Source organism: Chelativorans xinjiangensis (assembly GCF_009812055.1).
In the GTDB taxonomy this organism is placed as follows: Bacteria; Pseudomonadota; Alphaproteobacteria; order Rhizobiales; family Rhizobiaceae; genus Chelativorans; species Chelativorans xinjiangense.
Genome location: NZ_WQNH01000012.1, coordinates 51,250 through 77,845, shown reverse-complemented (window position 1 = coordinate 77,845; position 26,596 = coordinate 51,250). Strand labels below are relative to the sequence as shown.

Sequence of the window (26,596 nt, the reverse complement as noted above, 5' to 3'; positions counted from 1 at the left end):
CCTGCCCCACTCAAGCGGTCAGGTCCGCCAGAAGACCCGCGGCGACGGTCAGCCGCGAAACGGTGATCTCGCCGGCATCCGTCAGCGTCTGCAGGCTCTCGCGTACACGCCCCACCCGTTCGCCGCCGGCACTTGCCCACTGCGCGGCCGGGTTTTCGGCATCGCGGTGGGTGCCGAGTGCGGCGATGGTGATGCTACGCCGCGCCGCATCGATCGTATCGATAGCGCGGGCGAGCGCCAGCCCGTCGTAATAATCGGACGGTGTGATGGAATGCGCCGCCGTCTCGATGCGGCTGATACGGAAGGCTTCGGTGACGGTGAAGAAGGCGTTCGCCGCCTTGGCAAGTTCCGAGCCCGCCGTGTCCGCCGCAAGCATGATGTCGGGCACCAATTCGGAAACGTCGAGAAAGGCGAGGCGTTCGGCCAACGATGGAGGCGCGCCTTCCGCCTTGAGTCGCGCCGTCTCGGAGGCGATCCGCTCGCCGAGAAAGGCGGGCAGCACGCGCCCGAGCTTCGGCTCCAGCGCCTTGCGCGCTGCGGAAAGCCGTTCGATGCGGCTGCCAACCTCCGCCTCACCAGCGCCGTTCTTCAATTGCCAGGCCGTGGCGGCGACGATCAGCCGCCAGACCCGCTGGTAAAGCGCGAGCTGAACCTGGCCGTCGATTTTGGTGTCCAGCGCATCTACGGCCGCGTGCAGCGCGCGCAGGCCAAAGCCGTCGCGTACCACGGCATAGGCCGCGACGATCTCGTGCGCCGGCCGGCCCGTCATGTCCTGCAGACGTGTGATGAAAGTCGGCCCGCCCCGGTCGATCACGTCATTGGCAAGCTCGGTGGCGATGATCTCCCGGCGCAGCCGGTGAGCGCGGATTTCGGTGGCGTATTTCTGACGCATCCTGTCGGGGAAATAGGCGAACAGGTCCGTCTCGAAATGCGGCTCGTCCGGAACCTCGCTTGCCACAAGCTCGTCGAACAGCACGATCTTGGCATAGGCGAGCAGCACGCCGATCTCCGCCCTCGTCAGCGCCTCGCCACGGCCCTCGCGCTCGGAAATGGCCTGCGGGCCGGGCAGGGACTCGACCGCCCGGTCGAGATGCCCCTCGTTCTCGAAGACCGTCATCATGCGTGCCTGGTGCGGCAGGTCGGAGAGGCCTCGCTGCTCGACCAGCGAAATAGCCAGCGTCTGCCGGTAGTTGTTATCCAGCACCAGGCCGGCCACCTCCTCCGTCATCGCCGAAAGCAGCTTGTCGCGCGCCGGACGTGCCAGCGAGCCGGAGCGCATGGCGCCGGCCAGCGCGATCTTGATGTTGACCTCCAGGTCGGAGGAGTTGACGCCGCCGGAATTGTCGATGGCATCCGAGTTGCAGCGCCCGCCGGCCAGGTTGAACTCGATGCGCCCGCGCTGGGTAACGCCGAGATTAGCACCCTCGCCGATCACCTTGGCGCCCACTTCCCGCGCCGTGATGCGGATGGCGTCGTTGGCGCGGTCGCCGGCGTCGGCGTTCGATTCGGCCGACGCGCGCACATAGGTGCCAATGCCGCCGAACCACAGAAGGTCGACCGGCGCTTTCAGGATGGCGCGCATGATCTCCGCCGGAGAGCCCGTCGTGCCCTCCAGACCGATGGCGTCTGCCGCCTCGCGGCTGAGCTCGATCTGCTTCTGCGTACGCGAGACGATGACGCCGCCTTTGGAAAGCTTGGACTTGTCGTAGTCTTGCCAGCTCGATCGCCCCATTTCAAACAGCCGCTTGCGCTCGGCAAAGGAAGCCGCCGTATCGGGATCGATGAAGATGTCGCGATGGTCGAAAGCGGCGATGAGCCGGATGGCGGGCGACAGAAGCATGCCGTTGCCGAACACGTCGCCGGACATGTCGCCGACGCCGACCACCGTGAAGGGCTCCTTCTGGATGTCGCGGTTCATCTCGCGGAAGTGCCGCTTCACCGCCTCCCAGGCGCCGCGCGCGGTAATCCCCATCTTCTTGTGGTCGTAGCCGGCCGAGCCGCCGGAGGCGAAGGCATCGTCGAGCCAGAAGCCGTGCGCCTGGCTGATCTCGTTGGCCGTGTCGGAAAAGGTGGCCGTGCCCTTGTCGGCGGCGACCACGAAATAGGGGTCGTCGCGATCGTGGCGCACGACGGCCTCGGGCGGCACCACCTGGTCGCCCTCCAGATTGTCGGTGATGGAAAGCAGACTGGAGACAAAATTGATATAAGCCTGCCGCCCCGCCTCGAAAATCTCCTGGCGGCTGCCGCCGGTCGGCAACTGCCGCGGGTAGAAGCCGCCCTTGGCGCCAACCGGCACGATGACGCCGTTCTTCACCTGCTGCGCCTTGACCAGGCCCAGCACCTCGGTACGGTAGTCCTGCGCCCGGTCGGACCAGCGCAGGCCGCCGCGCGCCACCGGGCCGAAGCGCAGGTGCACACCCTCGACCTCCGGCCCGTAAACGAAGATCTCCCGCCAGGGGCGCGGCTGCGGCAGACCCTCGACCGCCTGTGAATCGAACTTGAGCGCCAGCGAACGCTTGCCCGGCAACGCGCGCCCGGCAAAGAAATTGGTGCGCAGGGTCGATTTGACGAGGTTGAGGATGCGGCGGATGATGGTGTCGTCATCGAGGCTCGGCACACCGTCGAGCGCACTTTCGATCTCTTCCTCTATTTCCCGCTCCCGCGCTTCGGCGGCATCGTCTGCCCCGCGCCGAGGGCCGAAACGGGTGACGAACAGGCGGAAGAGCTTGTCTGCGATCTGCGGATAGCGGTTCAGCGTGCCGGCGATGAAGCCTTGACTCTGCGGGATGTTCGCCTGGTGCAGGAAGCGGCTGTAGGCACGCAGCACGGCGATCTCGGAGGCCCTCAACCGCGCCGTCTGGGCCAGCGCGTTGAAATTGTCGTTGTCGTATTCCTGGTGCCAGACGGCGAGGAACAGCTCCTCGAAGAGGGCGCCATTGTCGGTCAGGTCGATGGCGTCGTCGAAGGCGCTCTCCAGCTCCATGTCATGCAGGAAGACATGGCCGTCGCCCTCTCCGCCGATCTCGAAAGTACGCTCGCTGATGACCCGGAAGCCCATGTTCTCGAGGAGCGGCACCCGCCGGCTGAGCGCCACAGGTGTGCCGAAATGGTAGATCTTCAGCGCCGCTTGGTCCGGCTTCTGGTCGTCGTGGCGGTGGAAGTCGATGGCGATGGGGTTGGCGGAGGAGAGGCCCACTATACGCCCGGCATCGACAAGGGCGGTCGCCGGCTCAAAGCTGTTGCGGTAGCTCTCGGGAAAGCCCGCGGCTGCGGCTGCAATCGTATCGTCCGCGCCCGCATCCTCCACAGCCTCGCGCAGCGCGTCGTCCCAGGTGCGCACGATGTCGCGGATGCCGGCCTCCAGCTTCTCCGTTTCTATGCGCGGCGTCCTGCCGCCCGAGCGCCCGATGATGAAGTGGACGCGCGCCAGCGAGCCTTCCGGGAACGCCGGATAGTAGGCTGACAGGCGCCCATCGAAGGACGTCTTCAGATATTCGCCGATCTCCATGCGCACGCGAGAATCGTAGCGGTCGCGCGGCACGAAGACGATGACGGAGACGAAGCGGTCGAACTGGTCGATGCGGTAAAGCACGCGTACGCGCGGCCGATCGCCGAGGCCCAGAATAGCCTCCGCATGCTTGCGCAGCCGCGGCACGCCGATCTGGAAAAGCTCGTCGCGCGGGTAGGATTCCAGAACATTGATGAGCGCCTTGCCGGAATGATCCGTCGGCGCGAAGCCGGAGCGGGCGATCACCGCCTCGGCCTTGGAGCGCAGATAGGGGATCTTCATCACCGAGCGCGTATAGGCGGTCGAGGTGAACAGGCCGACGATCCGCAACTCGCCCGTCAGCTTGCCGTCGTCGCTGAACGTCTTCACCCCGACATAGTCGAGATAGGCCCGGCGATGCACCGTCGACTTGGCATTCGCCTTGGTGACGATCAACGGCTCCGGCCCGTGCAGGAAGGCGCGGATTTCGGGCGTGGTGGAGACGGCCTCCGAACCGCGCCTGAGCACCAGCACGTCGGGATCGGCCAGAATGCCGAGGCCCTTCTTGTGCGCGCGCTCCAGCGTGCCGCTCTTCTCGCCGCCCGTGTAGCGAAACTCCCGCATGCCGAGAAAGGTGAAATTGTCGTCGCGCAGCCACTCCAGAAAGGCGATCGCCTCGGTCACCGCCTCGGCGTCGAGCGGCACCGGCGCATAACGCAGTTGCGTGATCTCCTGGTCGAGGCGAGCCAGCATCGGCTTCCAGTCGCTGACGGCGGCCCGCACCTGGGCGAGGATGTGGGCAAGCCGCGCTTTCAGCGCCGTGCACTGGTCTGGCGACAGCCTGGGCAGGTGGACGTGGATGACGCTGACCTGGTCTGCGTTGCGCGCCGCCTTGGCCGCCGCATCACCGAGAATCTCGCTGATTCCGTCTTCGCCGTGGCGCACCAGAAGCACCGGGTGCAGCAGAAGCGCCGGCTCCCCCGCCGACTCGGTGACCTCGCCTAGCACCGAATCGAACAGAAAGGGCATGTTGTCGTTGATGAGCGTGACCGTCGTGACGTTGCGGCCCGCACGCTCGATCCCCGGTGACGCCTCTACCTCGACCACACTTTTGCCCGGCCGATGCTTCTTCAGCGCCGTCAGCACAAGTTCGACGGAACGGTCGAGCGCGGCACGGTCATAGCTTTCCAGGTCCTCCGCCGGAGCACGGGAGATCAGGAGTTCACGCAGGCGCTCCGCGTCGGGCGCCTTCACGTCGGCCAAACGGGGTTTCGAGGATTTTACGAGCTTTGCCTTGGCCGTCATGCGGATTTCCCTCTCCCTCGGTAGTTACCGCTATCATATGCCCCTGATGCCGGGCCGACGATCCCACGATTGCTGCGGACGGTAAAGAGCCGCCCTTTCCCGCGCACAGATGTAATACCGATGCGGCGTAATATTGATGACGCGGGCGTTGCCGATCCACGTTCGGCAAGGAAGTGGCGGGACATCTAACGCTGCACCACGAGCCGTGCCCGCCGCGACAGGAGCGGCAGGAGCCTGGCCATCGTAAGCGGCGGGACGGCGATGCAGCCCTCCGTCGGCTTCAGGCCCGGCCGGGCCATATGAAGAAAGATGGCGCTGCCGCGCCCGCGGCGGCGCGGCCGCATGTTCCAGTCGAGTACGACACACACGTCGTAGAGCCCGTCGCCGCGCAGCATTTCCTCATGCGAGGCTTGGTAGGGTAGACGCACCGGACGGTTGTAGTTCGGGTCGCCCGGCGCGTCGCACCAGCCGATACCGGCGCGGATCGGAGCCGTCTTCAGCGGCGTGCGGGTGACGGCGGAGAGCCGCCGATCGGACCGGTAGAAGACGCCCAGCGGACGCAGCATGGCCAGCGGCGTCGCGCCGTCACCTTCACGCTTCAGCGTGCTGATGCTGCCGCGCCCGAGCGCGCATGCAAAGACGCGGCCGTTGACGGAAATCAGCCCCTGCATGGGGTTCCCCGGCCGCGCACGCACGACGATGACAGGGGCTTTCCGCCGCCCTTTGCGCAACCCGCTGTCCCAGCCGCATTTCTGCGATATAATTGTCTTATCGAACAAATAGCCGCTATGGTCTTTCTTGTCGGCCTTGTTGCGCATAAATGCGACGTTCGGCGAAAAAATGGGCGGGGTCAATGGTATCGGCTTTACAAATCAACGGATTGACATATGACGCCACGAACCATCCTGATTGTTGACGACGACGAGGATCTGCGGGCCACGCTCGTCGAGCAGCTGGCGCTTTACGAGGAGTTCGATCTCCTGCAGGAAGCGACGGCCGCCAACGGGATCCACGCCGCGCGCAACTCGATGGTCGATCTCACCATCATGGATGTCGGCCTGCCGGACATGGACGGCCGCGAGGCGGTCAAGCTGCTGCGCAAGGGCGGCTATCGCGCACCGATCATCATGTTGACGGCACAAGACACCGACTCCGATACGATCCTCGGGCTGGAAGCCGGCGCCAACGATTATGTCACCAAGCCCTTCCGCTTCGCTGTGCTTTTGGCGCGCATCCGTGCGCAGATGCGCCAGCATGAGCAGAGCGAGGACGCCAAGTTCACTGTCGGGCCCTACACCTTCAAGCCGGGCCAGAAGCTCTTGCTCGATGAGCGCGGGGGCAAGATCCGCCTTACGGAAAAAGAAGCCGCTATCATAAAATACCTGTACCGCGCCGAGCAGAAGGTGGTGACGCGGGACATTCTTCTGGAAGAAGTCTGGGGCTATAATTCAGGCGTCACCACACACACACTGGAGACCCACGTCTACCGGCTGCGGCAAAAGATCGAACGCGATCCTTCCAAAGCTGAAATTCTTGTGACAGAAAGCGGCGGATACAAACTCGTTCCTTGAGATTCGGTGTTGGGGGCGCCAGTAGCAGCCGGGAACGAGCGGGGACGACGACCGCATGGCGCTGGACGATGATATTCGCGTTCTGTCCGGCGTGGGACTCTTTGAGGGCTTCACGCACGAACAGTTGCGCCTCATGGCTTTCGGCGCCGAGACCATCTCGCTCGCCGCTGGCCACAAACTCTATGCAGAGGGCGCGCCCGCCGACTGCGCCTTCGTTGTGGCCTCAGGACAGGTGGCGCTTTACCATCAGCAGGGCGACAGGCGCGAGATCATCTCCGTCCACGGCCCCGGTGCCATGCTTGGGGAACTGGCGCTGATCGCCGAGAGCGAGCGCCTCACGGGTGCGGTCGCACAGACGGATGTGAAAGTGATTCGCCTGAGCCGCTCGATGTTCCGCCGCATCCTGGAGGAATTTCCGGAAACCGCGGTCAAGCTGCACCGCCGCATCGCCGCCAACCTGCAAGCCATGCTGACGCGCATCGGCACCGTAGCCTCGCGGCTGGCCAAGTAGGGTATTACGGACGGCGCACGAATTCGTGGAACTCCTCGCGCTGGCCGGGCACGTCCCGGCTTACCACGAGCGCCAGCCTCCGCTCCTCGAAGATGCGGAGCCACTCGTCCCATTCGATAGGCTGCACGCCACCGGGCCGATCCGCGCCTTCGTCGGTATCCTGGTAGGCGTGCTGGCCGAAGGCGAAGGAGAGGATCGGCTCGCTCTCCGCCACGCCGGGCGCAGGGTCGCTTAGAGCCGGCTGGCCGGCGCGCGCGGCGGCCCAATCGCCGATGTCGTTGTGGTCGGTGAGCAGTTTCGTGTCGGCCATGGGAGAGTTCCTCGAAGGTCACTTCCCAACGCTCACGGCAGGGTGCGGTTCCGCACCCCGCCTCTATCCCTGCACCATGCTCTCTGGGGAAGTGACGAGGCGGTAGCGCCGCATTTCCTCGGCGCTGAGATAGTAGAGCGCGCCAGGCAGCGTATCGAGTGCGTGCAGCCAGAGAGCCGGATCGACGCCCATTCTGCCGAGGAGGCGGGACACGCGCGCCGTCGTCATCTGCGCGTCGGCCATGGCCCGGGCCGGATCGCTGATCGTATCGCCAGCGATGTAGAACTGATGCAGGCCGACAAGGGCGCGCTGCCCGACCGTTCGCTTTACCCCGCCTGCCATCATCAATGGACAGGAAGAGGCGCAGATGGCACCGTCCTCCACCACCGTGGCAATGCCACGCTCGCGCAACATGCGCGCCATGGCGACGGCATCGTCAAGCGCGCCACCTAGCGAATTGAGGCTGACCCGCCGAACATCCGCGCCGCGCATATCGAGCTCCGCTTCAAGCCTTCCTGCCGCACCCGGCTCGATGCTGCCGGTCGCTCTCAGCGTGCCGTCGGCGGCGAGCACAAAGGACATCGGCCGGCGCAACATCTCCCTGTCGGCGACGGCGGGCTGTCGCGGACCGGCAGGCGGCAGGCGGCTCGGACCTTTATCCACCGTCCGCCACGGAACCGGCCAGAGACGTTCCGGCGACGAACCGTCGCGCAGTCCAAAGCTCCCGTTCCTGTCGACGACCTCGCGCAGACCCATGCCGAAAAGGGCGGCGACGCCCAGAACGAGGACGACGAGGAGCCAGCGTGTCGGCGCCTGCTCATCGAAACGCCCATAGGGGCGCGCAGGCGCATCGTACCGCGCGGCGTCCATGGCTCGGGCGAGGCGATCGCTCATGCTTGTCTAGCGACAAGAAACCGTCGGCACCGGCACGACATTGTCCGGCAGGCCGTACATGTAGCTGCGCCCATGCAGAAGCGCGCCGTAGCGGCAGCTTTTGCGCTCGCGCAGGTATAGTGCGCCGCGATCTTCTTCGAGATAGACCACCTTCGGCCCGCCATGGCCGCCATAGGCCAGGCCCTCGGCCAGATAGCCCTTGCCGACGACGATGCGCTTGTAGCCGGCAGGACTGTGGACGACGAGATTGCCGAAACTGTCGGCATAGGTGTTCTCGCCACCAGCGAAGGCGGGCATAGCCGCCGCCAGGAAGACCACAAGCGCGGCGGGAGCCAAGAGTCTGCTTAAAGACATGGGGCAACGCTCCTTCATTGTCGCAGCCTCCTTGCCGGCAAGATTAACGCTTTCTTAACCGTTGTCACGCCGGCTGGTACCCTCTTCCCCCGCCGTTGACAGACGTGGTTAATTTCGTCGAATGATTTGGGGATCGGGAGAAGGGTCTGAATGGCATGAGCGAGGACCAAAGGATCGACATCGCGCCGCTGCGGCTGAAAGATGCGCATACGCTGGCGCCGCTTCTTGCCGCTTACACCCAGTCGCTGAAGCGCGGCGCGCCGCGCCGGCCGGACGAGTTCTACGCCGAAACGTTGTTGCAAGACCGGGTGGCGGAGATCGTCGGTGCGCGCATGGACGGGGCGCTGGTGGCCTTCGCCGTCTTCTACGACCTGCCCGACCCCGTCTCCGGCATGCGCTACGGGCTCTTGGAACACGTCTATGTGCATCACGAACATCGCGGAAAGGGCATTGCCAAGGCGCTGATCGACGTGGTGGGCGACCAGGCGGAAGAGCGCGGATGGGCAAGGCTGGTGCTGAACGCGCCGCGCGAACCGTCCGAAGGCCGCAGACTCTACGGCCAGGTCGCCGCGCCGGCCGATTGGACCAGCCATGTGATTCGCTTCGACGAACAGTGAGCGGGTGCGGAGGCACTCTGCACGATTTCATCGGCCGCGCTCAAAGCATACCGACGACGGGAGATTGGCGTAGGGCTGCGCGGTGTCGGAATGAGCGCCCCTAATACGTCCTGTGCTTGCATTATGATCTTGAGAGGAGGAGGGAATCAAATGAGCAAGACCGTTGCAATTCTCATCGCAAGGCTGATTTTCGCGTGCGTCTTTGCCATGGCGGCTGGCTTCAAGTTTGCCGGGATGCAGGCGACCGCAGACTACATAGCAGCGGCGGGCTTTCCCGTTCCGCTGCTGCTTGCATGGATCGCCGCATTCTTCGAGGTTGCGCTCGTGGTCGCCCTTTTGACGGGCGCGTTCTTCTCCGAAGCCGCGCTTATTGCGGCCGCCTACGTGCTCTTCCTGGCATTTACCTTCTACGGCCCATCGCACTGGAGCGATAATCAGACGGCATTCGGGTTCTTTGTGGATCACTTCACCTTCATCGCCGGCCTCCTGTTCGCAGCGGTCCACGGCCCCGGCGATACGCTGGTTGTTCGCAGAGGCTTCATTTGGAAGCCCCAGCTCTCCGGCGAGGGTCGACAAGCTTCAAACTAAGGCGCGGCCGGAAGCTTCAATCGATTCAAGCACCCTCCGGCATCTCTGTGGCTTTGACGCACTGCGAAAAGCGCATTAGAAAGCCTCGTGCCGGAGGCTTGGGGCGGCCTGGCAGTTGCTGCCTGATGCGCCATGGTTCCTTCGGCGACGAAACGGGGAAGCCATGAGCAAATCCACAGCCACCCGGGCGAGGCCTGTCTCGCCGCATCTGCAAATCTACCGCTTCACGCCCACTATGCTGATGTCGATCCTGCACCGCATCACCGGCGCGGCACTCTATTTCGGCACGGTGCTCTTCGCCGTCTGGCTGGTGGCTGCGGCCGGCTCCAGGGAGCAGTTCGACCTCGTCAACGGCCTGTTCGGCTCGTTCCTCGGCCGGCTCGTGCTCTTCGGCTACACCTGGGCACTGGTGCACCATTTGCTGGGGGGCATTCGCCATCTCATCTGGGACACCGGTCATGGGCTGGGCAAACAGACGTCAACGCGCATTGCGACCGCCAATCTGATCGGCTCGGTCGTGCTCACGCTCCTCGTCTGGATCGTCGGCTATGCCGTCAGGGGAGGGTTCTGAGATGGCCGATATGCGCACACCCTTGAACCGCGTCCGCGGCCTCGGCTCGGCCAAGGAAGGTACGGATCATTTCTGGCGCCAGCGCCTGACGGCGATCGCCAACCTGCCGCTCATCCTCTTCTTCATCGGCTTCGTGATCGCCTACAACGGCGCGCCCTACGAAGAAGTGCGCGCCGCACTCGCCCAGCCGGCGGTGGCGATCATCATCGCCTTCGCCCTGCTCTCGGTGCTCTATCACATGCGGCTCGGCATGCAGGTCGTCATCGAGGATTACGTGCACGGCGAGGGCGCGAAGATCGTCCTTATCGTGCTCAACACCTTCTTCCCCCTCATCGTTGGCGCTGCGGCGCTCTACGCCCTCCTGAAAATCGCCTTCGGAGCCTGAACCCCATATGGCTGAAGCAACTGAGAAGAAGGCCGGCGCGGCCTACGAGTTTGTCGACCACGCCTTCGACGTGGTGGTGGTGGGTGCCGGCGGCGCCGGCTTGCGCGCCACACTGGGCATGGCCGAGCAGGGCCTGAAGACCGCCTGCATCACCAAGGTCTTCCCCACCCGCTCGCACACGGTCGCAGCCCAGGGCGGCATCGCCGCCTCGCTCAAGAACATGGGGCCGGACCACTGGCAGTGGCACCTCTACGACACGGTGAAGGGTTCCGACTGGCTGGGCGACGTCGACGCCATGGAATATCTTGCGCGCGAAGCTCCCGCCGCCGTCTACGAGCTGGAGCATTACGGTGTGCCCTTCTCTCGCACCGAGGAAGGCAAGATCTACCAGCGCCCCTTCGGCGGCCACATGCAGAACTTCGGCGACGGCCCGCCCGTGCAGCGAACCTGTGCCGCCGCCGACCGCACCGGCCACGCGATCCTCCACACCCTCTACGGCCAGTCGGTGAAGAACCATGCGCAGTTCTTCGTCGAGTATTTCGCGCTCGACCTCATCATGACGGACGGCGCCTGCACCGGCGTGGTCGCCTGGAATCTCGAGGACGGCACCATCCACCGTTTTGCCGCCAAGATGGTGGTACTGGCCACCGGCGGCTACGGGCGCACCTATTTTTCCTGCACCTCCGCGCACACCTGCACGGGCGACGGCAACGCCATGATAGCCCGCGCTGGCCTGCCGCTGCAGGACATGGAGTTCGTGCAGTTCCACCCGACGGGCATCTACGGGGCCGGCTGCCTCATCACCGAGGGTGTGCGCGGCGAAGGTGGATACCTCGTCAACTCCGAGGGCGAGCGCTTCATGGAGCGCTATGCCCCGTCCGCCAAGGATCTGGCCTCCCGCGACGTCGTCTCGCGCTGCATGACGGTGGAGATCCGCGAAGGCCGGGGCGTGGGCAAGGAGAAAGACCACATCTTCCTGCATCTCGACCATCTCGACCCGGCGGTGATCCATGAGCGCCTGCCCGGCATCGCCGAATCGGCGCGCATCTTCGCCGGCGTCGACGTCACCCGCGAGCCCATCCCCGTGCTGCCGACCGTGCACTACAATATGGGCGGCATCCCCACCAACTATTGGGGCGAGGTGCTGAACCCGACCAAGGACGACCCGGACGCTGTCGCCCCCGGCCTGATGGCCGTCGGCGAGGCGGCGTGTGCCTCCGTGCACGGCGCCAACCGGCTCGGCTCCAACTCACTCATAGACCTCGTCGTCTTCGGTCGTGCGGCCGCCATCCGTGCCGGCAAGGTGGTCGACCGAGATTCGAAGGTCCCGCCGGTCAACGATACCGCCTGCGATAAGATCATGGACCGCTTCGACAGGCTGCGCCATGCCAACGGCGGCACGCCGACGGCAGCACTTCGCGAGAAGATGCAGCGCGCCATGCAGGAGGAAGCCGCCGTCTTCCGCACGCAAGAGACGCTGGAGCAGGGCTGCAAGCGCATCTCTGCCGTGTGGGAGGAGCTTTCGGACATCAAGGTCCACGACCGCTCGATGATCTGGAACTCCGACCTGATGGAAACGCTTGAGCTCGAAAACCTGATGGCGAACGCCGTCACAACGGTCTATTCGGCCGAGGCGCGCAAAGAAAGCCGCGGCGCCCACGCCCGCGAGGATTTTTCCGAGCGCGACGACAAAAACTGGCGCAAGCACACGCTTTCCTGGGTGGACGAGGCCGGCAAGGTCAGCCTCGACTACCGCCCGGTCCACACCGAGCCGATGCTGAAACCGGAGAACGGCGGCATCGACCCAGCGAAAATCGCGCCCAAGGCGCGGGTTTACTGACCCGAGGAAAACATGGTTGAAATCACCCTTCCCAAGAACTCCAAGGTCAAAGAGGGCAAGGTCTGGCCGAAGCCCGAAGGCGCAACCAATCTGCGAGAGTATCGGGTCTACCGCTGGTCGCCGGATGATACCGAAAACCCGCGCGTCGACACCTACTATGTCGACATGGACGACTGCGGGCCGATGGTGCTCGACGCGCTCATCTGGATCAAGAACAAGATCGATCCGACGATCACCTTCCGCCGCTCCTGCCGCGAGGGCATCTGCGGGTCGTGCGCGATGAACATCGACGGCGCCAACACGCTCGCCTGCACCAAGGGCATGGACGAGATCAAGGCCGCGGTGAAAGTCTACCCGCTGCCACACATGGCAGTCGTGAAGGATCTGGTGCCGGACCTCTCCGTGCCCTACGCCCAGCTTTCCTCCATCGAGCCGTGGCTGCAGACGGTGACGCCGGAACCGGCCAAGGAATGGCTTCAAAGCCACGAGGACCGGGCCAAGCTCGACGGGCTCTACGAGTGCATCCTGTGCTTCTGCTGCCAGACCTCTTGTCCCAGCTACTGGTGGAACGGCGAGCGCTATCTGGGTCCGGCGGTGCTGCTGCAAGCCTACCGCTGGCTCATCGATTCGCGCGACGAGGCCACCGGCGAGCGGCTCGACAATCTGGAAGACCCCTTCCGGCTCTACCGCTGCCACACCATCATGAACTGCACGCAGGCCTGCCCGAAGGGGCTGAACCCGGCCAAGGCGATTGCCGAGATCAAGCGGATGATGGTGGAGCGGCGGGTCTGACTTGCTGCTCACGCAAGCGTGTAGCGGATTGAATTTGCAATCGCCGCCCGGTGGAGTACGTCTCGCCCTGAAAAAGGGGAGACCTGTCATGATCCGAACTGCCGCTGCGGCCGCGCTTTTCCTCGCTGCGTCCCTGGCCAGCCCCGCCACGGCGGAAACGAAGACAGCCATCTTCGCCGGTGGCTGCTTCTGGTGCGTTGAAGCGGACTTCGACAAGGTTCAGGGAGTGCTCTCCACCGTCTCCGGCTATACCGGTGGCAAGACGGAAAATCCCAGCTACCGCAATTACGAATCGGGCGGCCATCGCGAGGCGGTGGAAATCGAGTATGACGACAGCCAGGTAAACTACGAGTATCTCCTGGATGCTTTCTTCCACTCCGTCGATCCCACCGACGCCGGAGGCCAGTTCTGCGACCGCGGTCACGGCTACACCACGGCGATCTACGTGCTCGACGATGCGCAGAAAAAGGCGGCGGAGGAAGCCAAGCAAGCGGCGGAGGCCGAACTGGGTCAGCCTGTGGCGACACCGATCGAGCCCGTGCCGACCTTCTGGCCCGCCGAGGACTACCACCAAAACTATTACCGAAGCGATGAGCGCGTCCTCACGCGCTTCGGCTTCGTCACCAAGGCGAACGCCTACAACGGCTACCGCGAAGGCTGCGGGCGCGACCGGCGCCTGCAAGAGGTATGGGGAGAGACCGCGCTACGCGGTATCGCAAAGTAGGTTACGGTATGGGCCAAAGGGGGGCGTGTGATGACCGAGGGAGATTCGCATGCGAACCATACTTGCCGCCACGGCCCTCGTGGCCGGTGTCGCTGTCGCCCAAGCTGCCGAGGGGTGGGTCGTGCTGGACAGCCCGCACGACGTGAGCACCACCGCCGATCGTCTTGAAACCGTCATCGGCAACAGCCCTGCAACGCTGGACGCCCGTATCGATCACCAGGCCAATGCCGAGAGCGCCGGACTGGAGCTCGCACCGGCCACTGTCCTGATCTTCGGCAACCCTCAAGTCGGCACGCCCATCATGCAGGCCGCGCCGGAAGCTGCGTTCGATCTGCCCATCCGCGTGCTCGTATGGGAGGACGACGGGCAGACGCGCGTCGGCTATCTCTCGCCCGAAGCGTTGCAGGAGCGCTACGACATCTCCGGCGCCGATGAGGCGCTGGACGCTATGGCGAAGGCGCTCGACACCATCACCGGAAAGGCTGTCCAGGCGGAGTAGGGCTATGCTGCGGCGGCGGTTCTTATACGCTCCATGGCAATCTCGGCGGCGACATCGTTGGTCGGCCGTCCCTGCACTTCTGCGCGGGTGAAGATATCACTCAGCGTTTTCGGGATCTGCGCAACCTTGGCCATCGCCGCGGCACGATTGTAGCCACCGGGCGCCAGCTCGGCGGCTACGTTGATGAGACCACCCGCATTGATGACGTAATCCGGGGCGTAGAGGATGCCGCTTTCCATCAAGAGCCGGGCGTCCTCGTGCCGGGCAAGCTGGTTGTTGGCCGAGCCGGCGACGATCTCGGCCCTCAGCGAAGGGATCGTCTCGCGCGAGATCACGCCGCCCAGTGCACAGGGCGCAAAGATATCCGCTTCGGCGGAGAGGATGGTGTCGGGCGCCAGCCCCTTCGCGCCGAACGCTTTCTTCGCCTCTTCGATGCGCGCTGTGTCGATATCGGTCACGGTCAGGGCGGCGCTCTCTTCATGCAGATTTTCGCACAGCGACCAGCCGACGGAGCCGAGGCCCTGCACGGCGATGCCCACACCCTTCAGGCTCTCGGTGCCCCGGCGATGCCTGAGCGCCGCCTTGATGCCGAGAAAGACGCCATACGCCGTCACCGGCGAAGGATTGCCGCTGCCGCTCTTGGTGCCGACCACGTTCGGCGCGCGCGTACGCAGGAAATCTGCATCCGCCAGCGTGAGGCCGACATCTTCGGCCGTGAAGAACTGGCCCTCGAGCGCCGCCAGCATGTCGGCATAGGATGACAGCAGCGACGGTGTTTTCTCCGTCTTGGGATCGGCAATGATGACCGCCTTGCCGCCGCCGAAGGGCGTGCCGGCGATGGCGGATTTGTAGGTCATGCCGCGCGACAAGCGCAGCGCGTCCGTGAGCCCGGCCTCGAAGCTTTCGTGCGGCCAGACACGTGTGCCGCCGAGCGCCGGGCCCAGCACGGTATTGTGGATGGCAACGATGGCGGTAAGCCCGCTTTCATCGTCACGGCCAAGCCAGATGCGCTCGTGACTGTCGTATGCGGGAAGGAGGGCGGCATCCGCTGTGACGTCGGCGATGGTCAGGGTGGACTTGCCGGCGGGCTTCTTTAGCGTCCTCGGTTCGCGAACGTGCAGCATGGCATTCCTCCGGAACGACTCATCTGCATATAAATGTAGGCCTGTCGGCGGATTTTTGGTTGCGAAATAAAGCCTTGCCGCGACCGACCATTGCGCTCGCGGCAAGAAACCATCGCAAAACTGTCGCCAGGTGCCGAGCTTAGGCAAACTTCGCCTCAAGGGTGATCTCGATGGCCCCAAGCGCTTTGGATACCGGGCAGATTTCCTTCGCCTTGGCGGCGATCTCCTTGAACTTGTCTTCCTCCATCCCCGGCACTTTGCCGATCATCGTGATGGCGCTCGAGCGGATCTCGAAGCCGCCGCCTTCGGCCGGCTGCAGGTCGACCTCGGCCTTGGAATAAAGCGTCTCGGGAGGCGTGCCGTTCTCGGCCAGAAGATGAGCGAGCTGCATGGCGATGCAGCTCGCGTGTGCCGCAGCGATCAGCTCCTCCGGGTTGGTGCCGGCGTTTCCGGTCTCGTCCTCAAAGCGGGCCTTGAAGCTGATCGGCAGGTCGCCGATGGCTTGGCTCTGGGTGTCGAGCCTGCCGGAGCCTCCGGTAAGCGATCCCTTCCAGATGGCATTCGCGTGACGCTTCATCCTTCGTCTCCTTGTGTTTGCGCTCAGATTGCCTCGCCCTGGAGCAGGCGCGGCGCGGAACCGGACAGGCCGGAGGCCTGGCGGACGAAAAAGCTCTTCATGCCGGGCATGCGGTCCACCAGACCCAGACCGATGTCGCGCACCGCCCTGAGCGGCGCGATATCGTTGGAGAAAAGGCGGTTCAGCACGTCCGTCGTCACCCCCATCTGCACCGTATCGAAGCGGCGCCAGCGCTCGTATCGCTGCAGCACGTCGAGCGCCCCGATATCCTCACCCAGCCTGTCCGCTTCCACCACCACCTGCGCAAGCGCGGCGGCGTCTCTGAAGCCGAGATTGAGGCCCTGGCCGGCAATGGGGTGGATGCCGTGGGCGGCATCGCCGGCGAGCGCAAAGCGTGGGCGCACGAAGTCGCGCGCCAGCGTCAGGCCCAAAGGCCATGCGCGGCGCTGCCCCTCGACCCGGATCTCACCGAGCTTGAGGCCGAAGCGCTGCTCGAGTTCATGCTCGAAGACGAGATCGTCCTCGGCCACCAGCCGCTCGGCATCCTCCGTGCGCTCGGTCCACACGATGGAGGAGCGGTTGCCCTTGAGCGGCAGCGTGGCAAAGGGGCCGGCGGGCAGGAAATGCTCTTCCGCCCGGCCCTCGTGCGGACGCTCGTGCGCAACGGTGCAGACGATGCCCGACTGGCCGTATTCCCAGTTCAGCGTGCGGATGCCGGCCATGTTGCGCAGGCGCGACTTCACTCCGTCGGCGGCGACCAGCAGGCGCGTGCGCAGGCCGGCGCCGTCCCCGAGGCGGATGACGATTTCGGACGGCTCCATCTCAAAGCCCTCGACCGCCACACCCTGCAGGATGTCGACCCCCAACTCACCGGCGCGTCGGCGCAGCGCACCGGTAAGATCGCGGTTCATGACCATATGAGCGAAGGGTTCACCGGGCGCGGCCTCGCCGCCGAAGGTCAGGAAGACCGGGCGCACCGGATCGGAAGTGCGCGAATCGGTGATGACCATATCGAGGATCGGCTGGGCTTCCGGCGCGATCTCATCCCAGCAGCCGAGCTGGCGCAGCATGCGCGCCGCCGCCGCCGCTATGGCCGAGGCACGGCCGTCGCGCTGCCAAACGCCCTCTGGCGCGGCATCGACGACCAGTACCTTCAAGCCCGGCCGTGCCTGGACGAGCGAAACGGCGATAGCCAGTCCCACATAGCCGGCACCTGCAATCACCACATCGAGGCGGTCGGAGAAGCGCTCGCCCTTGTTTTTGCCGGCCATGGGTTTTCCTCCGTGGTACATTGCTGCCTTGACTTGCGCCTCGCCCTTCGGTTTGTCACCGCTACCGCAACGCTACCAGAGGGGTCCAGTCCACATGTCGTCAGCCATGCAGGCGCTCCTCGACATACTTAATCTCGAGGCGCTCGAACACAACCTGTTTCGCGGTCGCAGCCCGCAGGTGGGTTGGCAGCGCGTATTCGGCGGGCAGGTGATCGGCCAAGCACTGGTCGCCGCGCAACGCACCGTGACCGAGAACCGCCACGTGCACTCCCTGCATTGCTATTTCATGCGTCCGGGGGACCCGGCAGTGCCCATCATATACGAAGTGGACCGGATCCGCGATGGAGGCAGCTTCGCCACAAGGCGCGTCGTCGCCATCCAGCACGGCCATGCCATCTTTTCCCTCGCCGCTTCCTTCCAGGTTGACGAGGTGGGGCTGGAGCATCAGCTGCCGATGCCGGGGGAGGTTCCCGCACCCGAGACGCTGCGCCCGCAACGGGCGTTTCTCTCGACCTTCGGTGATCGGGTGCCGGAGAATATCCGCCGCTATTGGGAGCGCGAGCGCCCGGTGGAGATCCGCCCCGTCCATATCGAGCACTACACGACGCACGATAAGCTGCCGCCTTTCCAGGATGTGTGGCTGCGGGCGACGGGCCCCGTGCCCGAGGACCGCGCCATCCAGGCGGCGGTGCTCGCCTATCTCTCCGATATGACGTTGCTCGACACCTCCACCTTCGCTCACGGACGTTCTGTCTTCGACCCCGAGCTGCAGATGGCCAGCCTCGATCACGCTATGTGGTTCCACCGGCCGCATCCGCTCGACGATTGGCTGCTCTACACCCAGGACAGCCCCTCTTCAGGTGGCGCCAGGGGGTTTTCGCGCGGCAGCATCTACTCGCGCGACGGCATGCTTGTCGCTTCCGTTGCCCAAGAGGGACTGGTCCGTCTGCGCAAAAAATAGGCAATTCTGAAATTTTGCCTAGTTTTTACCCTTCCCCTTTGAAAGCAGACCATCTGCCGCTTCTTTCTCGACCGATTTTCCTCAACGATTAAAGAAGCTTGAGTGCGATGTCATGCAATTGGCACGGCACTTGATTCGCCTTTGCCACTGCCGGCTGCGCCTTTCGGTGCGTCGGCGGCACATGCAACGCGGTCTATCCGCAGAGGCAGGGGTGAAACCTGATGAAACTCGTCATGGCAATCATAAAGCCGTTCAAGCTGGAGGCGGTGCGTGAAGCGCTGACCGAGCTTGGCATTCAGGGGCTGACCGTCACCGAGGTTAAGGGCTACGGGCGGCAAAAGGGGCACACGGAAATCTATCGCGGCGCCGAATATGCGGTGAGCTTCCTGCCGAAGGTCAAGGTGGAAGTGGCGGTGGACGACGATACGGCCGACAAGGCCGTCGATGCCATCACGACCGCCGCCAAGACCGGCCAGATCGGCGACGGCAAGATCTTCGTCCACAACATCGAGAAAGCCGTGCGCATCCGCACCGGCGAGACCGACGCCGACGCGCTGTGAGCGACTCCGGCCTTTTCAGGGAGAGTAAAATGAGATTTCCGAAAATAACATTCGCGGGACGCGGGGTTGGGCTTGGCGTACTCGCGCTCACTGCCTTCACAACCTTGCCGGCATTTGCCCAGGAGGCTGCCGAAGGAGCGGCTGAAGCCGCGGAGGCGGCGGCCGGTGTGGCCGGAGAGACGGCTTTCGTCTTCAACACGCTTCTTTTCCTCATGGGCGGCTTCCTTGTCATGTGGATGGCGGCGGGCTTCGCCATGCTGGAAGCAGGCATGGTGCGCTCGAAGAACGTCTCCATGCAGCTTCTGAAGAACATCGCCCTCTACTCCATCGCCGGCCTGATGTACTGGGTCGTGGGCTACTCGGTGATGTATGTCGACGTGAACGGCTATTTCGGCACGTTCTGGCCCTATAGCTGGCCGGATGCCGGGGTGGCCAACGAAGGCGACTACGCGGTCGCGTCCGACTGGTTCTTCCAAATGGTCTTCGTCGCCACGGCCGCCTCGATCGTCTCGGGAACGCTCGCCGAGCGCATCAAGCTGTGGCCGTTCCTCATCTTCGTCGTCGTGCTGACCGGCTTCATCTATCCCATCGCCGGCTCCTGGCAGTGGGGCGGCGGTTGGCTGTCCGAGATGGGCTTCTCCGATTTCGCCGGCTCGACGCTGGTGCACTCGGTGGGCGGCTGGGCGGCCCTCGCCGGTGCGATCCTGCTCGGTGCGCGCGCGGACAAATACGGCCCGCAGGGTCAGGTGCAGCCGATTCCTGGATCGAACATGGCGCTTGCCACGCTCGGCACCTTCATCCTGTGGCTCGGCTGGTTCGGCTTCAACGGCGCCTCCCAGCTGGCGCTCGGCTCCAATGCCGACGCGTCGGATGTCAGCCGCATCTTCGCCAACACCAATCTCGCCGCCGCCGGCGGTGTGGTGGCCGCGCTGATCCTCACCCAACTCGTCTACAAGAAAGTCGACATCACCTTCGTGCTCAACGGCGCGCTGGCGGGCCTCGTTTCGATCACCGCCGAGCCGCTGACGCCGAGCCCGTTCATGGCCATCGTCATCGGCGCCATCGGCGGCGTCATCGTGGTCTTCACCGTGCCGCTCCTCGACAAGTTCAAGATCGACGACGTGGTCGGCGCCATTCCCGTCCACCTGATTGCCGGCATCTGGGGCACGCTGGCGGTGCCGATCACCAACGGCGATACGAGCTTCGGCGTGCAGTTCATCGGCATCCTGGCCTATGGCGTGTTCACCTTCGTCGCCTCTCTGGTGGTCTGGTTCATCCTGAAGGCCACGGTGGGCCTGCGAGTCAGCCCCGAGGAAGAGCAAACGGGGCTCGACGTGGGCGAGGTCGGCGTCGAAGCCTATCCGGAGTTCATCGCTTCCCGGGTCCGCTAGACCCATAGCAAAATTCATCCGGCCGCGCGCCGGCCGGATGGAAAGTCTCCCGTCGCAGCAATCACTGACTTTGACGCTGCTACCTCTGGCCCGGAACGCTCCGGGCCTCTTTTTTATGAAACAGGGAATAGGGGGAACAAGGCCGTAAGGCAGTCGGTGTGCCACTGCAAACCCCGCTGCCTTGCTCCCCTATTCCCCACTACTCCCATGGTTAATGCCGCCTTAACCTTCCCCCGTCTAGGTTAGGCCCGGTGTCGGAGCGTGCGCGAGCGCGTCATCTATGACTGTGGACGGGGAAATGCGAATGAGTTCCGGTTCTTCCGCGGCGTTTGCCATGCATGACGGCGGTTTCGGGGTGCACGGCTTCTTGAGGAGACAAGCAGCGCGCGGGCTTGGGCTGTTGACGCTGGCGCTCGTTGCCTTCTGCCTGGCGAGCCTTGCCACGTGGAACGTCGCCGACCCGAGCTTCAGTTATGCCACTGACAACCCGGTGACCAACGCCATGGGCTATCCCGGCGCGGTCTACTCCGACATCGCCATGCAGTTTTTCGGCCTCGCATCGGTGGCGGGCCTCGTGCCGGCGGTCTTCTGGAGCATCTTCCTCTTTACCGCGCGCGGCATCGACAGGCCCTGGCGCCGCTCGGCCGCCTGGTTTGGCGGCAGCATGTTGGCCGCCGGCGTTGCCGGCTGCATGACCCCACCGGAGACATGGCCGCTGCCCACCGGGCTCGGCGGCGTTTTCGGCGATGTGGTTCTGGCCGCTCCCGCCATGCTCAGCGGCGCTTACCCACAGGGCTGGTTCGGCATCGCGGTGGCGGGGCTGCTCGCCGTACCTGCCGTATGGCTAACCCTTTATGGCGCCGGCGTCTTCGGCCGCTCCGCGGCCCCCGCACCCGCGGCCGAGTCGGAGGCCGACACCTTCGACGACATCGACGAAGACGAGGAGGACGGGGGCTTCGTCGCGCTCGGCGTGCTTGTACACTGGTGGCTGTCGGTGCGTGCCTTCTGGCGTCGCCGCTTCGCCGTGCATGTCGGCCCCCTGGCGCCGGAGTTCGACGCGCCGATGCCCAAGCCGGCAGCGGTGGGCGATGAGCGCATCGAGCCCGATTTCGACGCCGACGGCTTCGACACCGCACCTTTCGACGGTCTTTCCATCGCACCGGAGCCGACAGGCCTGGCAGCGCAGCAGCCCGCGGCACGCGTGGGCAACCCCGCGCCCCGCCCGGCACCCGGCGCACGCGTGCGCCGCGAGGCACAGCCCTCGTTCCTCGATTCGGGCGAGTTCACGCTTCCCGCACTGCATCTTCTGGCCGAGCCGAAGGCTGCGGCCAAGGACGCGACCCTCTCCAAGGAAGCACTGGAGCAGAATGCGCGGCTTCTGGAAGGGGTCCTGGAGGACTTCGGCGTCAAGGGCGAGATCATCCATGTCCGCCCCGGCCCCGTCGTCACGCTCTACGAACTGGAACCTGCACCGGGCATCAAGTCCTCGCGTGTCATCGGCCTTGCCGACGACATCGCCCGCTCGATGAGCGCTATCGCCGCGCGCGTGGCCGTGGTGCCTGGGCGTAACGCCATCGGCATCGAATTGCCCAACGCGACCCGCGAGATGGTCTTCCTGCGCGAGCTTCTGGCCAGCCGCGAGTTCGAGACCACCAAGACGAAACTGGCGCTGGGCCTGGGCAAGACCATCAACGGCAGCGCCGTGATCGCCGACCTCGCCAAGATGCCGCATCTGCTCGTCGCCGGTACCACCGGCTCGGGTAAGTCGGTCGCCATCAATACGATGATCCTGTCGCTGCTCTACCGCATGACGCCGGAGGAGTGCCGCCTGATCATGATCGACCCGAAGATGCTCGAGCTTTCCGTCTATGACGGCATCCCGCATCTTCTCACGCCCGTCGTCACCGACCCGAAGAAGGCGGTGGTGGCGCTGAAATGGACCGTGCGGGAGATGGAGGACCGCTACCGCAAGATGTCAAAGGTGGGCGTGCGCAACATCGAGGGCTTCAACCAGCGCGTCGCCCAGGCCCAGAAGAAGGGCCAGACGATCACCCGCACGGTGCAGACCGGTTTCGACCGCGAGACTGGCGAGGCGATCTACGAAACCGAGAACCTGGATCTGGACCCGATGCCCTTCATCGTCGTCATCATCGACGAGATGGCGGACCTCATGATGGTCGCCGGCAAGGATATCGAGGGCGCGGTGCAACGCCTGGCACAGATGGCGCGCGCCGCCGGCATCCACGTCATCATGGCCACCCAGCGCCCGTCGGTCGACGTGATCACCGGCACCATCAAGGCCAATTTCCCGACCCGCATCTCCTTCCAGGTCACCTCCAAGATCGACAGCCGCACCATCCTGGGGGAGCAGGGCGCCGAGCAGCTCCTGGGCATGGGCGACATGCTCTACATGGCCGGTGGCGGGCGCATCCAGCGCGTGCACGGCCCCTTCGTGTCGGACACGGAAGTGGAGCAGATCGTCGCACATCTGAAAACCCAGGGAGCGCCGGCCTATCTTGATGCGGTGACGGAAGACGACGGCGACGATTCCCCCGGCGGCAGCGGTGGCGACGCCGGCAATCTGGGCGATTCGGAAGACCCGTACGACCAGGCGGTCTCAGTGGTCTTGCGCGACGGCAAGGCTTCGACGAGCTATATCCAGCGGCGGTTGGGCATCGGCTACAACCGCGCCGCCTCCATCATCGAGCGTATGGAGCAGGAAGGCATCGTCGGCCAGGCCAACCACGCCGGCAAGCGCGAGATCCTCGTGCCGACGGAGCAGGAGGACGTCTGAGAGCCGAAGGCTGCGCCCCTCGCCAGGACGCTCGGGCCCGGAGCCCAATTTCGGCCCTGTTGAGGCGATAGCGTCCCGTCAAATGACAAATCGTTTCGGAGTGCAGAAAAGCATGGCCATTCCAGCCAAGCGCAACACCGCCGCCCGCCGCCTGAGGTCTCGCCCCTTGGCCGCCCTCCTCGCCCTTGCCCTGGGCGTCCTGACGGCCGGCGCGGCGCAGGCAGCTGCGGATTCAGCCGAGCGCATAGCCGCGCATTTCTCCAGCGTGCGCACCATGACCGGCGAATTCGTGCAGTTCGGTCCCCGTGGCGAGCAGACCGGCGGTAAGTTCTACATCGAGCGGCCCGGGAAGCTCCGCTTCGACTATGAGGGTTCGGCTGGTTTCCGGGTTGTCTCCGATGGAACAACCGTGGTGGTACGGAACAAGAGGATGAACACCGCGGACGTCTATCCGCTGTCACAAACGCCTCTGAAGCTGCTCCTCGACGAGCGCATCGATCTTTCCGGCGAAAAGGTGCAGAGCGTCCAGGAGGACGAGGATCTGACGACCATCAGGCTGGCCGACCGGAAGGTGTTCGGCAGTTCGACCATCACCATGATGTTCGACGCCGGCTCCTACGAACTGCGCCAGTGGACCATCACCGACGCCCAGGGCAAGGACACGACGGTGATGATCTATAATGTGCAAGCGGGCGTCACCTTCGATCCCAGCGTGTTTGAGATCGATTACCGCCGTGTCAACGAGTTGAACCGCGGCCGTTGATGACAGCACCGCGCTTGCCATCGGCTCATCCGGCGCTAGACCGGACCATCGGTTCAAGGAATCGATGATCCGATCTAAGCTTTTGCTTTGTCGCAATTCCGGACGGAAAACCGGTTTCCACTTTTCCTGGAATTGCTTTATTGCCGCTCTGTCTGAAGAAGCTGCAAGCCGAGCGCCGAATGCCCCTCAAGATCGCCACCTGGAACATCAATTCCGTCCGCCTGCGCCTGCCGCTGGTGCAGCGCTTCCTGGAAGAACACCAGCCGGACGTCCTGTGCCTGCAGGAGACCAAGTGCCCGGACGACCAGTTCCCGCTGGCCGCCTTCCGCAAGCTCGGTTACGGGCACATCGAAATCCATGGCCAGAAGGGCTATCACGGCGTGGCGACCATCTCGCGCCGGCCCATGCAGCTGGTGGAAAAGCGCGGCTTCTGCGGCATCGTCGACAGTCGGCACGTCTCGACCATGCTGGACGTAGAGGGAAGGCGCATCCTCCTGCACAATTTCTACGTCCCGGCGGGCGGCGACGAGCCGGATCCCGAGATCAACACCAAGTTCCGCCACAAGCTCGACTTCATCGAGGAAATGCACGCGGTGCGCCCCGCCGAGGACGTCGACACGGCGACGGTTCTGGTAGGCGACCTTAACATCGCCCCGCTGGAGACGGACGTGTGGTCCCACAAGCAGCTCCTGAACGTTGTGAGCCACACGCCGGTGGAGACCGAGGGGCTGGACAATCTGCGTGACAGGGGAGGTTGGATCGACCTCGTGCGCCGGCATGTCCCGCCGGAGGAAAAGCTTTTTACCTGGTGGAGCTACCGCGCCAAGGAATGGGACCAGTCCGACCGCGGACGACGGCTCGATCATATCTGGGCTTCCGCAAACCTCGCGCCGGCGCTGCAGCGCATCGAGGTCCTGCGCGAGGCGCGTGGCTGGGAGCGCCCCTCCGATCACGTACCGGTGATCGCCGAGCTCGGCTGAAGCACCAGAGCTTCACCGCAACGTGACTTCCCAAGGAAGCCCAACAGCCGTTACGCTGCATGAATGCGGAAAGACGGCGGAGCCGGCAAACTTGCCGTGCGATTGGGGTAGACACGGACCGACAGGCGAAAAGGATATGCGAACCTCTCCCGCGCGCATCTATGTGAGCGCGATGAAGCTGACCATCCTCCTTCTGGCGCTTATAGCGCCGTTCCACGTGCAGGCCGCGGAGAGGCCTGCGGGGGTGGTCGAGCTTTTCACCAGCCAGGGCTGCAGCTCGTGCCCGCCTGCGGATGCGCTGCTGATGGAGTTGGCCGAGCGGGACGATGTGGTGGCGCTTGCCTACCACGTCGACTATTGGGACTATCTTGGCTGGAAGGACGAACTGGCCACGCCGGAAAATACTGCCCGGCAGCGCGCCTACGGAGAGACGTTTGATCGCTCGGTCTACACCCCACAGGCGGTTGTCAACGGGCAGCGGGATATCGTCGGCTCGCATCGTAAGGACGTATATGCGGCCATCGACGAGGGATCGGAAAGCGTCGCGGCACTGCGTGTCGACGTCGACATCTCTTCCAACGATGGGAGCGTCTTCGTCGATGTCGGCGCGGCCAAGGCGGCCCCGGCCGACGCGCACATCGTCGTCGTCTACTACCAACCACGCCAGGTGGTGTCGATCCGCGGCGGCGAGAACCGGGGACGGTCGATTGATTACCGTAACATCGTCACCAGCTTTCAGACCGTCGGCATGTGGCACGGCAAGGCCATGCGCCTCGAACTGCCAAAGAGCGAGATGAAGAAGAAGGGTGGCCGCTGCGCCGTGCTGCTTCAATCCTTCGATGCCGAAGGGCGCCCCGGCGCCATTTTGGGTGCCGCACGCACCGCCGAAAGCTGGTAATCGCCCACCACGTTCCCGCAAAAGAAAAACGCCGGTACGGCGCTCGCCTGTACCGGCGTTGATCCAGTTCGGGATCGTTGCCTTTGCTAGATTGGCGCAGAAGCGCCGGAGTTGGTTCGATCCGGCTACGACACCGTGGGCGGGGGGGCTTGGGGTACGGCGCCGCCTCCGGATCGAACCGTCTCAGGCAACATCAGAATGCTGGCTTCAAAATCAGGCGGGAGCTTGGAAAGAAGACGGCGAGAATAAGGCAGACGATCACCAAATCCGACAGGGCGTTTTGTGTTCGTGAAAGAAAGATGGCGCATCATCCCGGGCGCACGGGGTTGCATTTCCCGGCGCGGCACGCCAACTTTCTTGTCATAAACCGTCATGAGGGTGCGAACTGAACATGACTGACTTTGCAAGCGCCGGGGAGGACGGCGACGATTCCGGAGTTCTCGTCCGGCTCAGCGAGGCGCGGCGGGCACGACTCGACCTGCCGGTGACCTTCGAGCGCCGCGAGCTGGACCAGATACTGCGCCTCTACGGGCAGATGGTGGCCACCGGCGAGTGGCGCGATTACGCCATCGATCACCTGAGGGACAGAGCGGTGTTCTCCGTCTTCCGCCGCACCAGTGAGGTGCCGCTGTTCCAGATCGTCAAAACCCCCAAACTCGCCCGCAAACAGGGCGCCTACAGCGTTATCGCCGCCACCGGCGCCATCCTGAAGCGCGGGCATGAGTTGAGCCGTGTGCTGACGGTGTTCGACCGCAAGCTCAAACTCGTGCGGGCGTGAGCCAAGGCGATACCTGGAGCAATTCCGCGAAAAGTGGAAACCGGCTTTCCG

At 64.5% G+C, this 26,596-nt stretch carries 26 protein-coding genes; 18 read left to right on the top strand and 8 right to left on the bottom strand.

The genetic code is table 11. The annotated features are described in order from the left end of the window. Nucleotides 1-10: 10 nt before the first annotated feature. Both GM910_RS11090 and GM910_RS11085 read right to left on the bottom strand, forming a co-directional pair. Nucleotides 11-4,792, bottom strand: coding sequence for an NAD-glutamate dehydrogenase (locus tag GM910_RS11090; RefSeq protein WP_159587613.1), 4,782 nt, complete (start codon nt 4,790-4,792; stop codon nt 11-13). Between the two features lie 185 nt (nt 4,793-4,977). Beyond that, nucleotides 4,978-5,463 (bottom strand): L,D-transpeptidase family protein, encoded by a 486-nt coding sequence (locus GM910_RS11085; protein ID WP_201285473.1) that lies wholly within the window; start codon nt 5,461-5,463, stop codon nt 4,978-4,980. 216 nt (nt 5,464-5,679) lie between these two features. On the opposite strand from GM910_RS11085, the gene GM910_RS11080 reads away from it, so the two are divergent. Next, nucleotides 5,680-6,363 carry a response regulator transcription factor gene (locus GM910_RS11080; RefSeq protein ID WP_159587612.1) on the top strand — a complete coding sequence of 228 codons (684 nt, stop codon included), beginning with the start codon at nt 5,680-5,682 and terminating at the stop codon, nt 6,361-6,363. 55 nt (nt 6,364-6,418) lie between these two features. After that, nucleotides 6,419-6,874 carry a cyclic nucleotide-binding domain-containing protein gene (locus GM910_RS11075; protein WP_159587611.1) on the top strand — a complete coding sequence of 152 codons (456 nt, stop codon included), beginning with the start codon at nt 6,419-6,421 and terminating at the stop codon, nt 6,872-6,874. Nucleotides 6,875-6,878: 4 nt separating this feature from the next. Here GM910_RS11075 and GM910_RS11070 read toward each other — a convergent pair whose 3' ends face one another. From GM910_RS11070 to GM910_RS11060, 3 genes are all read right to left on the bottom strand, one after another. Beyond that, complete coding sequence (locus GM910_RS11070) at nt 6,879-7,184, bottom strand: hypothetical protein (protein ID WP_159587610.1); 306 nt, start codon at nt 7,182-7,184, stop codon at nt 6,879-6,881. Between the two features lie 63 nt (nt 7,185-7,247). Next, nucleotides 7,248-8,078, bottom strand: a complete 831-nt coding sequence (locus GM910_RS11065; protein WP_159587609.1) for a COG3904 family protein — start codon at nt 8,076-8,078, stop codon at nt 7,248-7,250. 6 nt (nt 8,079-8,084) lie between these two features. Beyond that, nucleotides 8,085-8,432, bottom strand: a complete 348-nt coding sequence (locus GM910_RS11060) for a hypothetical protein (RefSeq protein WP_159587608.1) — start codon at nt 8,430-8,432, stop codon at nt 8,085-8,087. A 155-nt stretch (nt 8,433-8,587) separates the two neighbouring features. Here GM910_RS11060 and GM910_RS11055 point away from each other — a divergent pair, with 155 nt between their 5' ends. The 8 genes from GM910_RS11055 (at nt 8,588) to GM910_RS11020 (ending at nt 14,448) form a co-directional block, all read left to right on the top strand. Beyond that, on the top strand, nt 8,588-9,049 hold the full coding sequence (locus tag GM910_RS11055; RefSeq protein ID WP_159587607.1) for a GNAT family N-acetyltransferase: 462 nt from the start codon (nt 8,588-8,590) through the stop codon (nt 9,047-9,049). Nucleotides 9,050-9,199: 150 nt separating this feature from the next. After that, nucleotides 9,200-9,637 (top strand): DoxX family protein, encoded by a 438-nt coding sequence (locus tag GM910_RS11050; RefSeq protein ID WP_159587606.1) that lies wholly within the window; start codon nt 9,200-9,202, stop codon nt 9,635-9,637. Nucleotides 9,638-9,800: 163 nt separating this feature from the next. Continuing rightward, nucleotides 9,801-10,208, top strand: coding sequence for a succinate dehydrogenase, cytochrome b556 subunit (gene sdhC, locus GM910_RS11045; RefSeq protein WP_159587605.1), 408 nt, complete (start codon nt 9,801-9,803; stop codon nt 10,206-10,208). Between the two features lies 1 nt (nt 10,209). Then, nucleotides 10,210-10,593 (top strand): succinate dehydrogenase, hydrophobic membrane anchor protein, encoded by a 384-nt coding sequence (gene sdhD / locus GM910_RS11040; protein WP_159587604.1) that lies wholly within the window; start codon nt 10,210-10,212, stop codon nt 10,591-10,593. 7 nt (nt 10,594-10,600) lie between these two features. Continuing rightward, nucleotides 10,601-12,433 (top strand): succinate dehydrogenase flavoprotein subunit, encoded by a 1,833-nt coding sequence (gene sdhA, locus GM910_RS11035; protein WP_159587603.1) that lies wholly within the window; start codon nt 10,601-10,603, stop codon nt 12,431-12,433. 12 nt (nt 12,434-12,445) lie between these two features. Next, nucleotides 12,446-13,225, top strand: a complete 780-nt coding sequence (locus GM910_RS11030; RefSeq protein WP_159587602.1) for a succinate dehydrogenase iron-sulfur subunit — start codon at nt 12,446-12,448, stop codon at nt 13,223-13,225. Nucleotides 13,226-13,313: 88 nt separating this feature from the next. Next, nucleotides 13,314-13,949, top strand: coding sequence for a peptide-methionine (S)-S-oxide reductase MsrA (gene msrA / locus GM910_RS11025; protein WP_159587601.1), 636 nt, complete (start codon nt 13,314-13,316; stop codon nt 13,947-13,949). A gap of 49 nt (nt 13,950-13,998) precedes the next feature. Further along, nucleotides 13,999-14,448: a DUF302 domain-containing protein gene (locus tag GM910_RS11020; protein ID WP_159587600.1), complete on the top strand. Its 450-nt coding sequence runs from the start codon at nt 13,999-14,001 to the stop codon at nt 14,446-14,448. Between the two features lie 2 nt (nt 14,449-14,450). Here the strand turns inward: GM910_RS11020 and GM910_RS11015 are convergent, their stop codons facing one another. The 3 genes from GM910_RS11015 to GM910_RS11005 all read right to left on the bottom strand — a co-directional run bounded on the left by GM910_RS11015 (nt 14,451) and on the right by GM910_RS11005 (nt 17,420). Further along, nucleotides 14,451-15,572, bottom strand: a complete 1,122-nt coding sequence (locus GM910_RS11015) for a Leu/Phe/Val dehydrogenase (protein WP_159587599.1) — start codon at nt 15,570-15,572, stop codon at nt 14,451-14,453. Nucleotides 15,573-15,711: 139 nt separating this feature from the next. Next, nucleotides 15,712-16,149, bottom strand: coding sequence for an OsmC family protein (locus GM910_RS11010; protein ID WP_159587598.1), 438 nt, complete (start codon nt 16,147-16,149; stop codon nt 15,712-15,714). Between the two features lie 23 nt (nt 16,150-16,172). Beyond that, complete coding sequence (locus GM910_RS11005) at nt 16,173-17,420, bottom strand: ubiquinone biosynthesis hydroxylase (RefSeq protein WP_159587597.1); 1,248 nt, start codon at nt 17,418-17,420, stop codon at nt 16,173-16,175. A 94-nt stretch (nt 17,421-17,514) separates the two neighbouring features. Here GM910_RS11005 and tesB point away from each other — a divergent pair, with 94 nt between their 5' ends. From tesB to GM910_RS10965, 8 genes are all read left to right on the top strand, one after another. Beyond that, a complete protein-coding gene (gene tesB / locus GM910_RS11000; RefSeq protein WP_159587596.1) occupies nt 17,515-18,381 on the top strand; it encodes an acyl-CoA thioesterase II in 867 nt (288 codons plus the stop codon). Nucleotides 18,382-18,602: 221 nt separating this feature from the next. After that, on the top strand, nt 18,603-18,941 hold the full coding sequence (locus tag GM910_RS10995; RefSeq protein ID WP_159587595.1) for a P-II family nitrogen regulator: 339 nt from the start codon (nt 18,603-18,605) through the stop codon (nt 18,939-18,941). 29 nt (nt 18,942-18,970) lie between these two features. Continuing rightward, nucleotides 18,971-20,332: an ammonium transporter gene (locus GM910_RS10990; protein WP_159587594.1), complete on the top strand. Its 1,362-nt coding sequence runs from the start codon at nt 18,971-18,973 to the stop codon at nt 20,330-20,332. Nucleotides 20,333-20,636: 304 nt separating this feature from the next. Further along, complete coding sequence (locus GM910_RS10985) at nt 20,637-23,126, top strand: DNA translocase FtsK (RefSeq protein WP_159587593.1); 2,490 nt, start codon at nt 20,637-20,639, stop codon at nt 23,124-23,126. A 112-nt stretch (nt 23,127-23,238) separates the two neighbouring features. Beyond that, nucleotides 23,239-23,889 (top strand): outer membrane lipoprotein carrier protein LolA, encoded by a 651-nt coding sequence (locus GM910_RS10980; RefSeq protein ID WP_159587592.1) that lies wholly within the window; start codon nt 23,239-23,241, stop codon nt 23,887-23,889. A gap of 179 nt (nt 23,890-24,068) precedes the next feature. Then, nucleotides 24,069-24,869, top strand: coding sequence for an exodeoxyribonuclease III (xth, locus tag GM910_RS10975; RefSeq protein ID WP_159587591.1), 801 nt, complete (start codon nt 24,069-24,071; stop codon nt 24,867-24,869). Nucleotides 24,870-25,005: 136 nt separating this feature from the next. Further along, nucleotides 25,006-25,767: a DUF1223 domain-containing protein gene (locus GM910_RS10970; RefSeq protein WP_159587590.1), complete on the top strand. Its 762-nt coding sequence runs from the start codon at nt 25,006-25,008 to the stop codon at nt 25,765-25,767. A gap of 391 nt (nt 25,768-26,158) precedes the next feature. Next, nucleotides 26,159-26,545: a DUF2794 domain-containing protein gene (locus tag GM910_RS10965; protein ID WP_159587589.1), complete on the top strand. Its 387-nt coding sequence runs from the start codon at nt 26,159-26,161 to the stop codon at nt 26,543-26,545. Nucleotides 26,546-26,596: the final 51 nt, after the last annotated feature.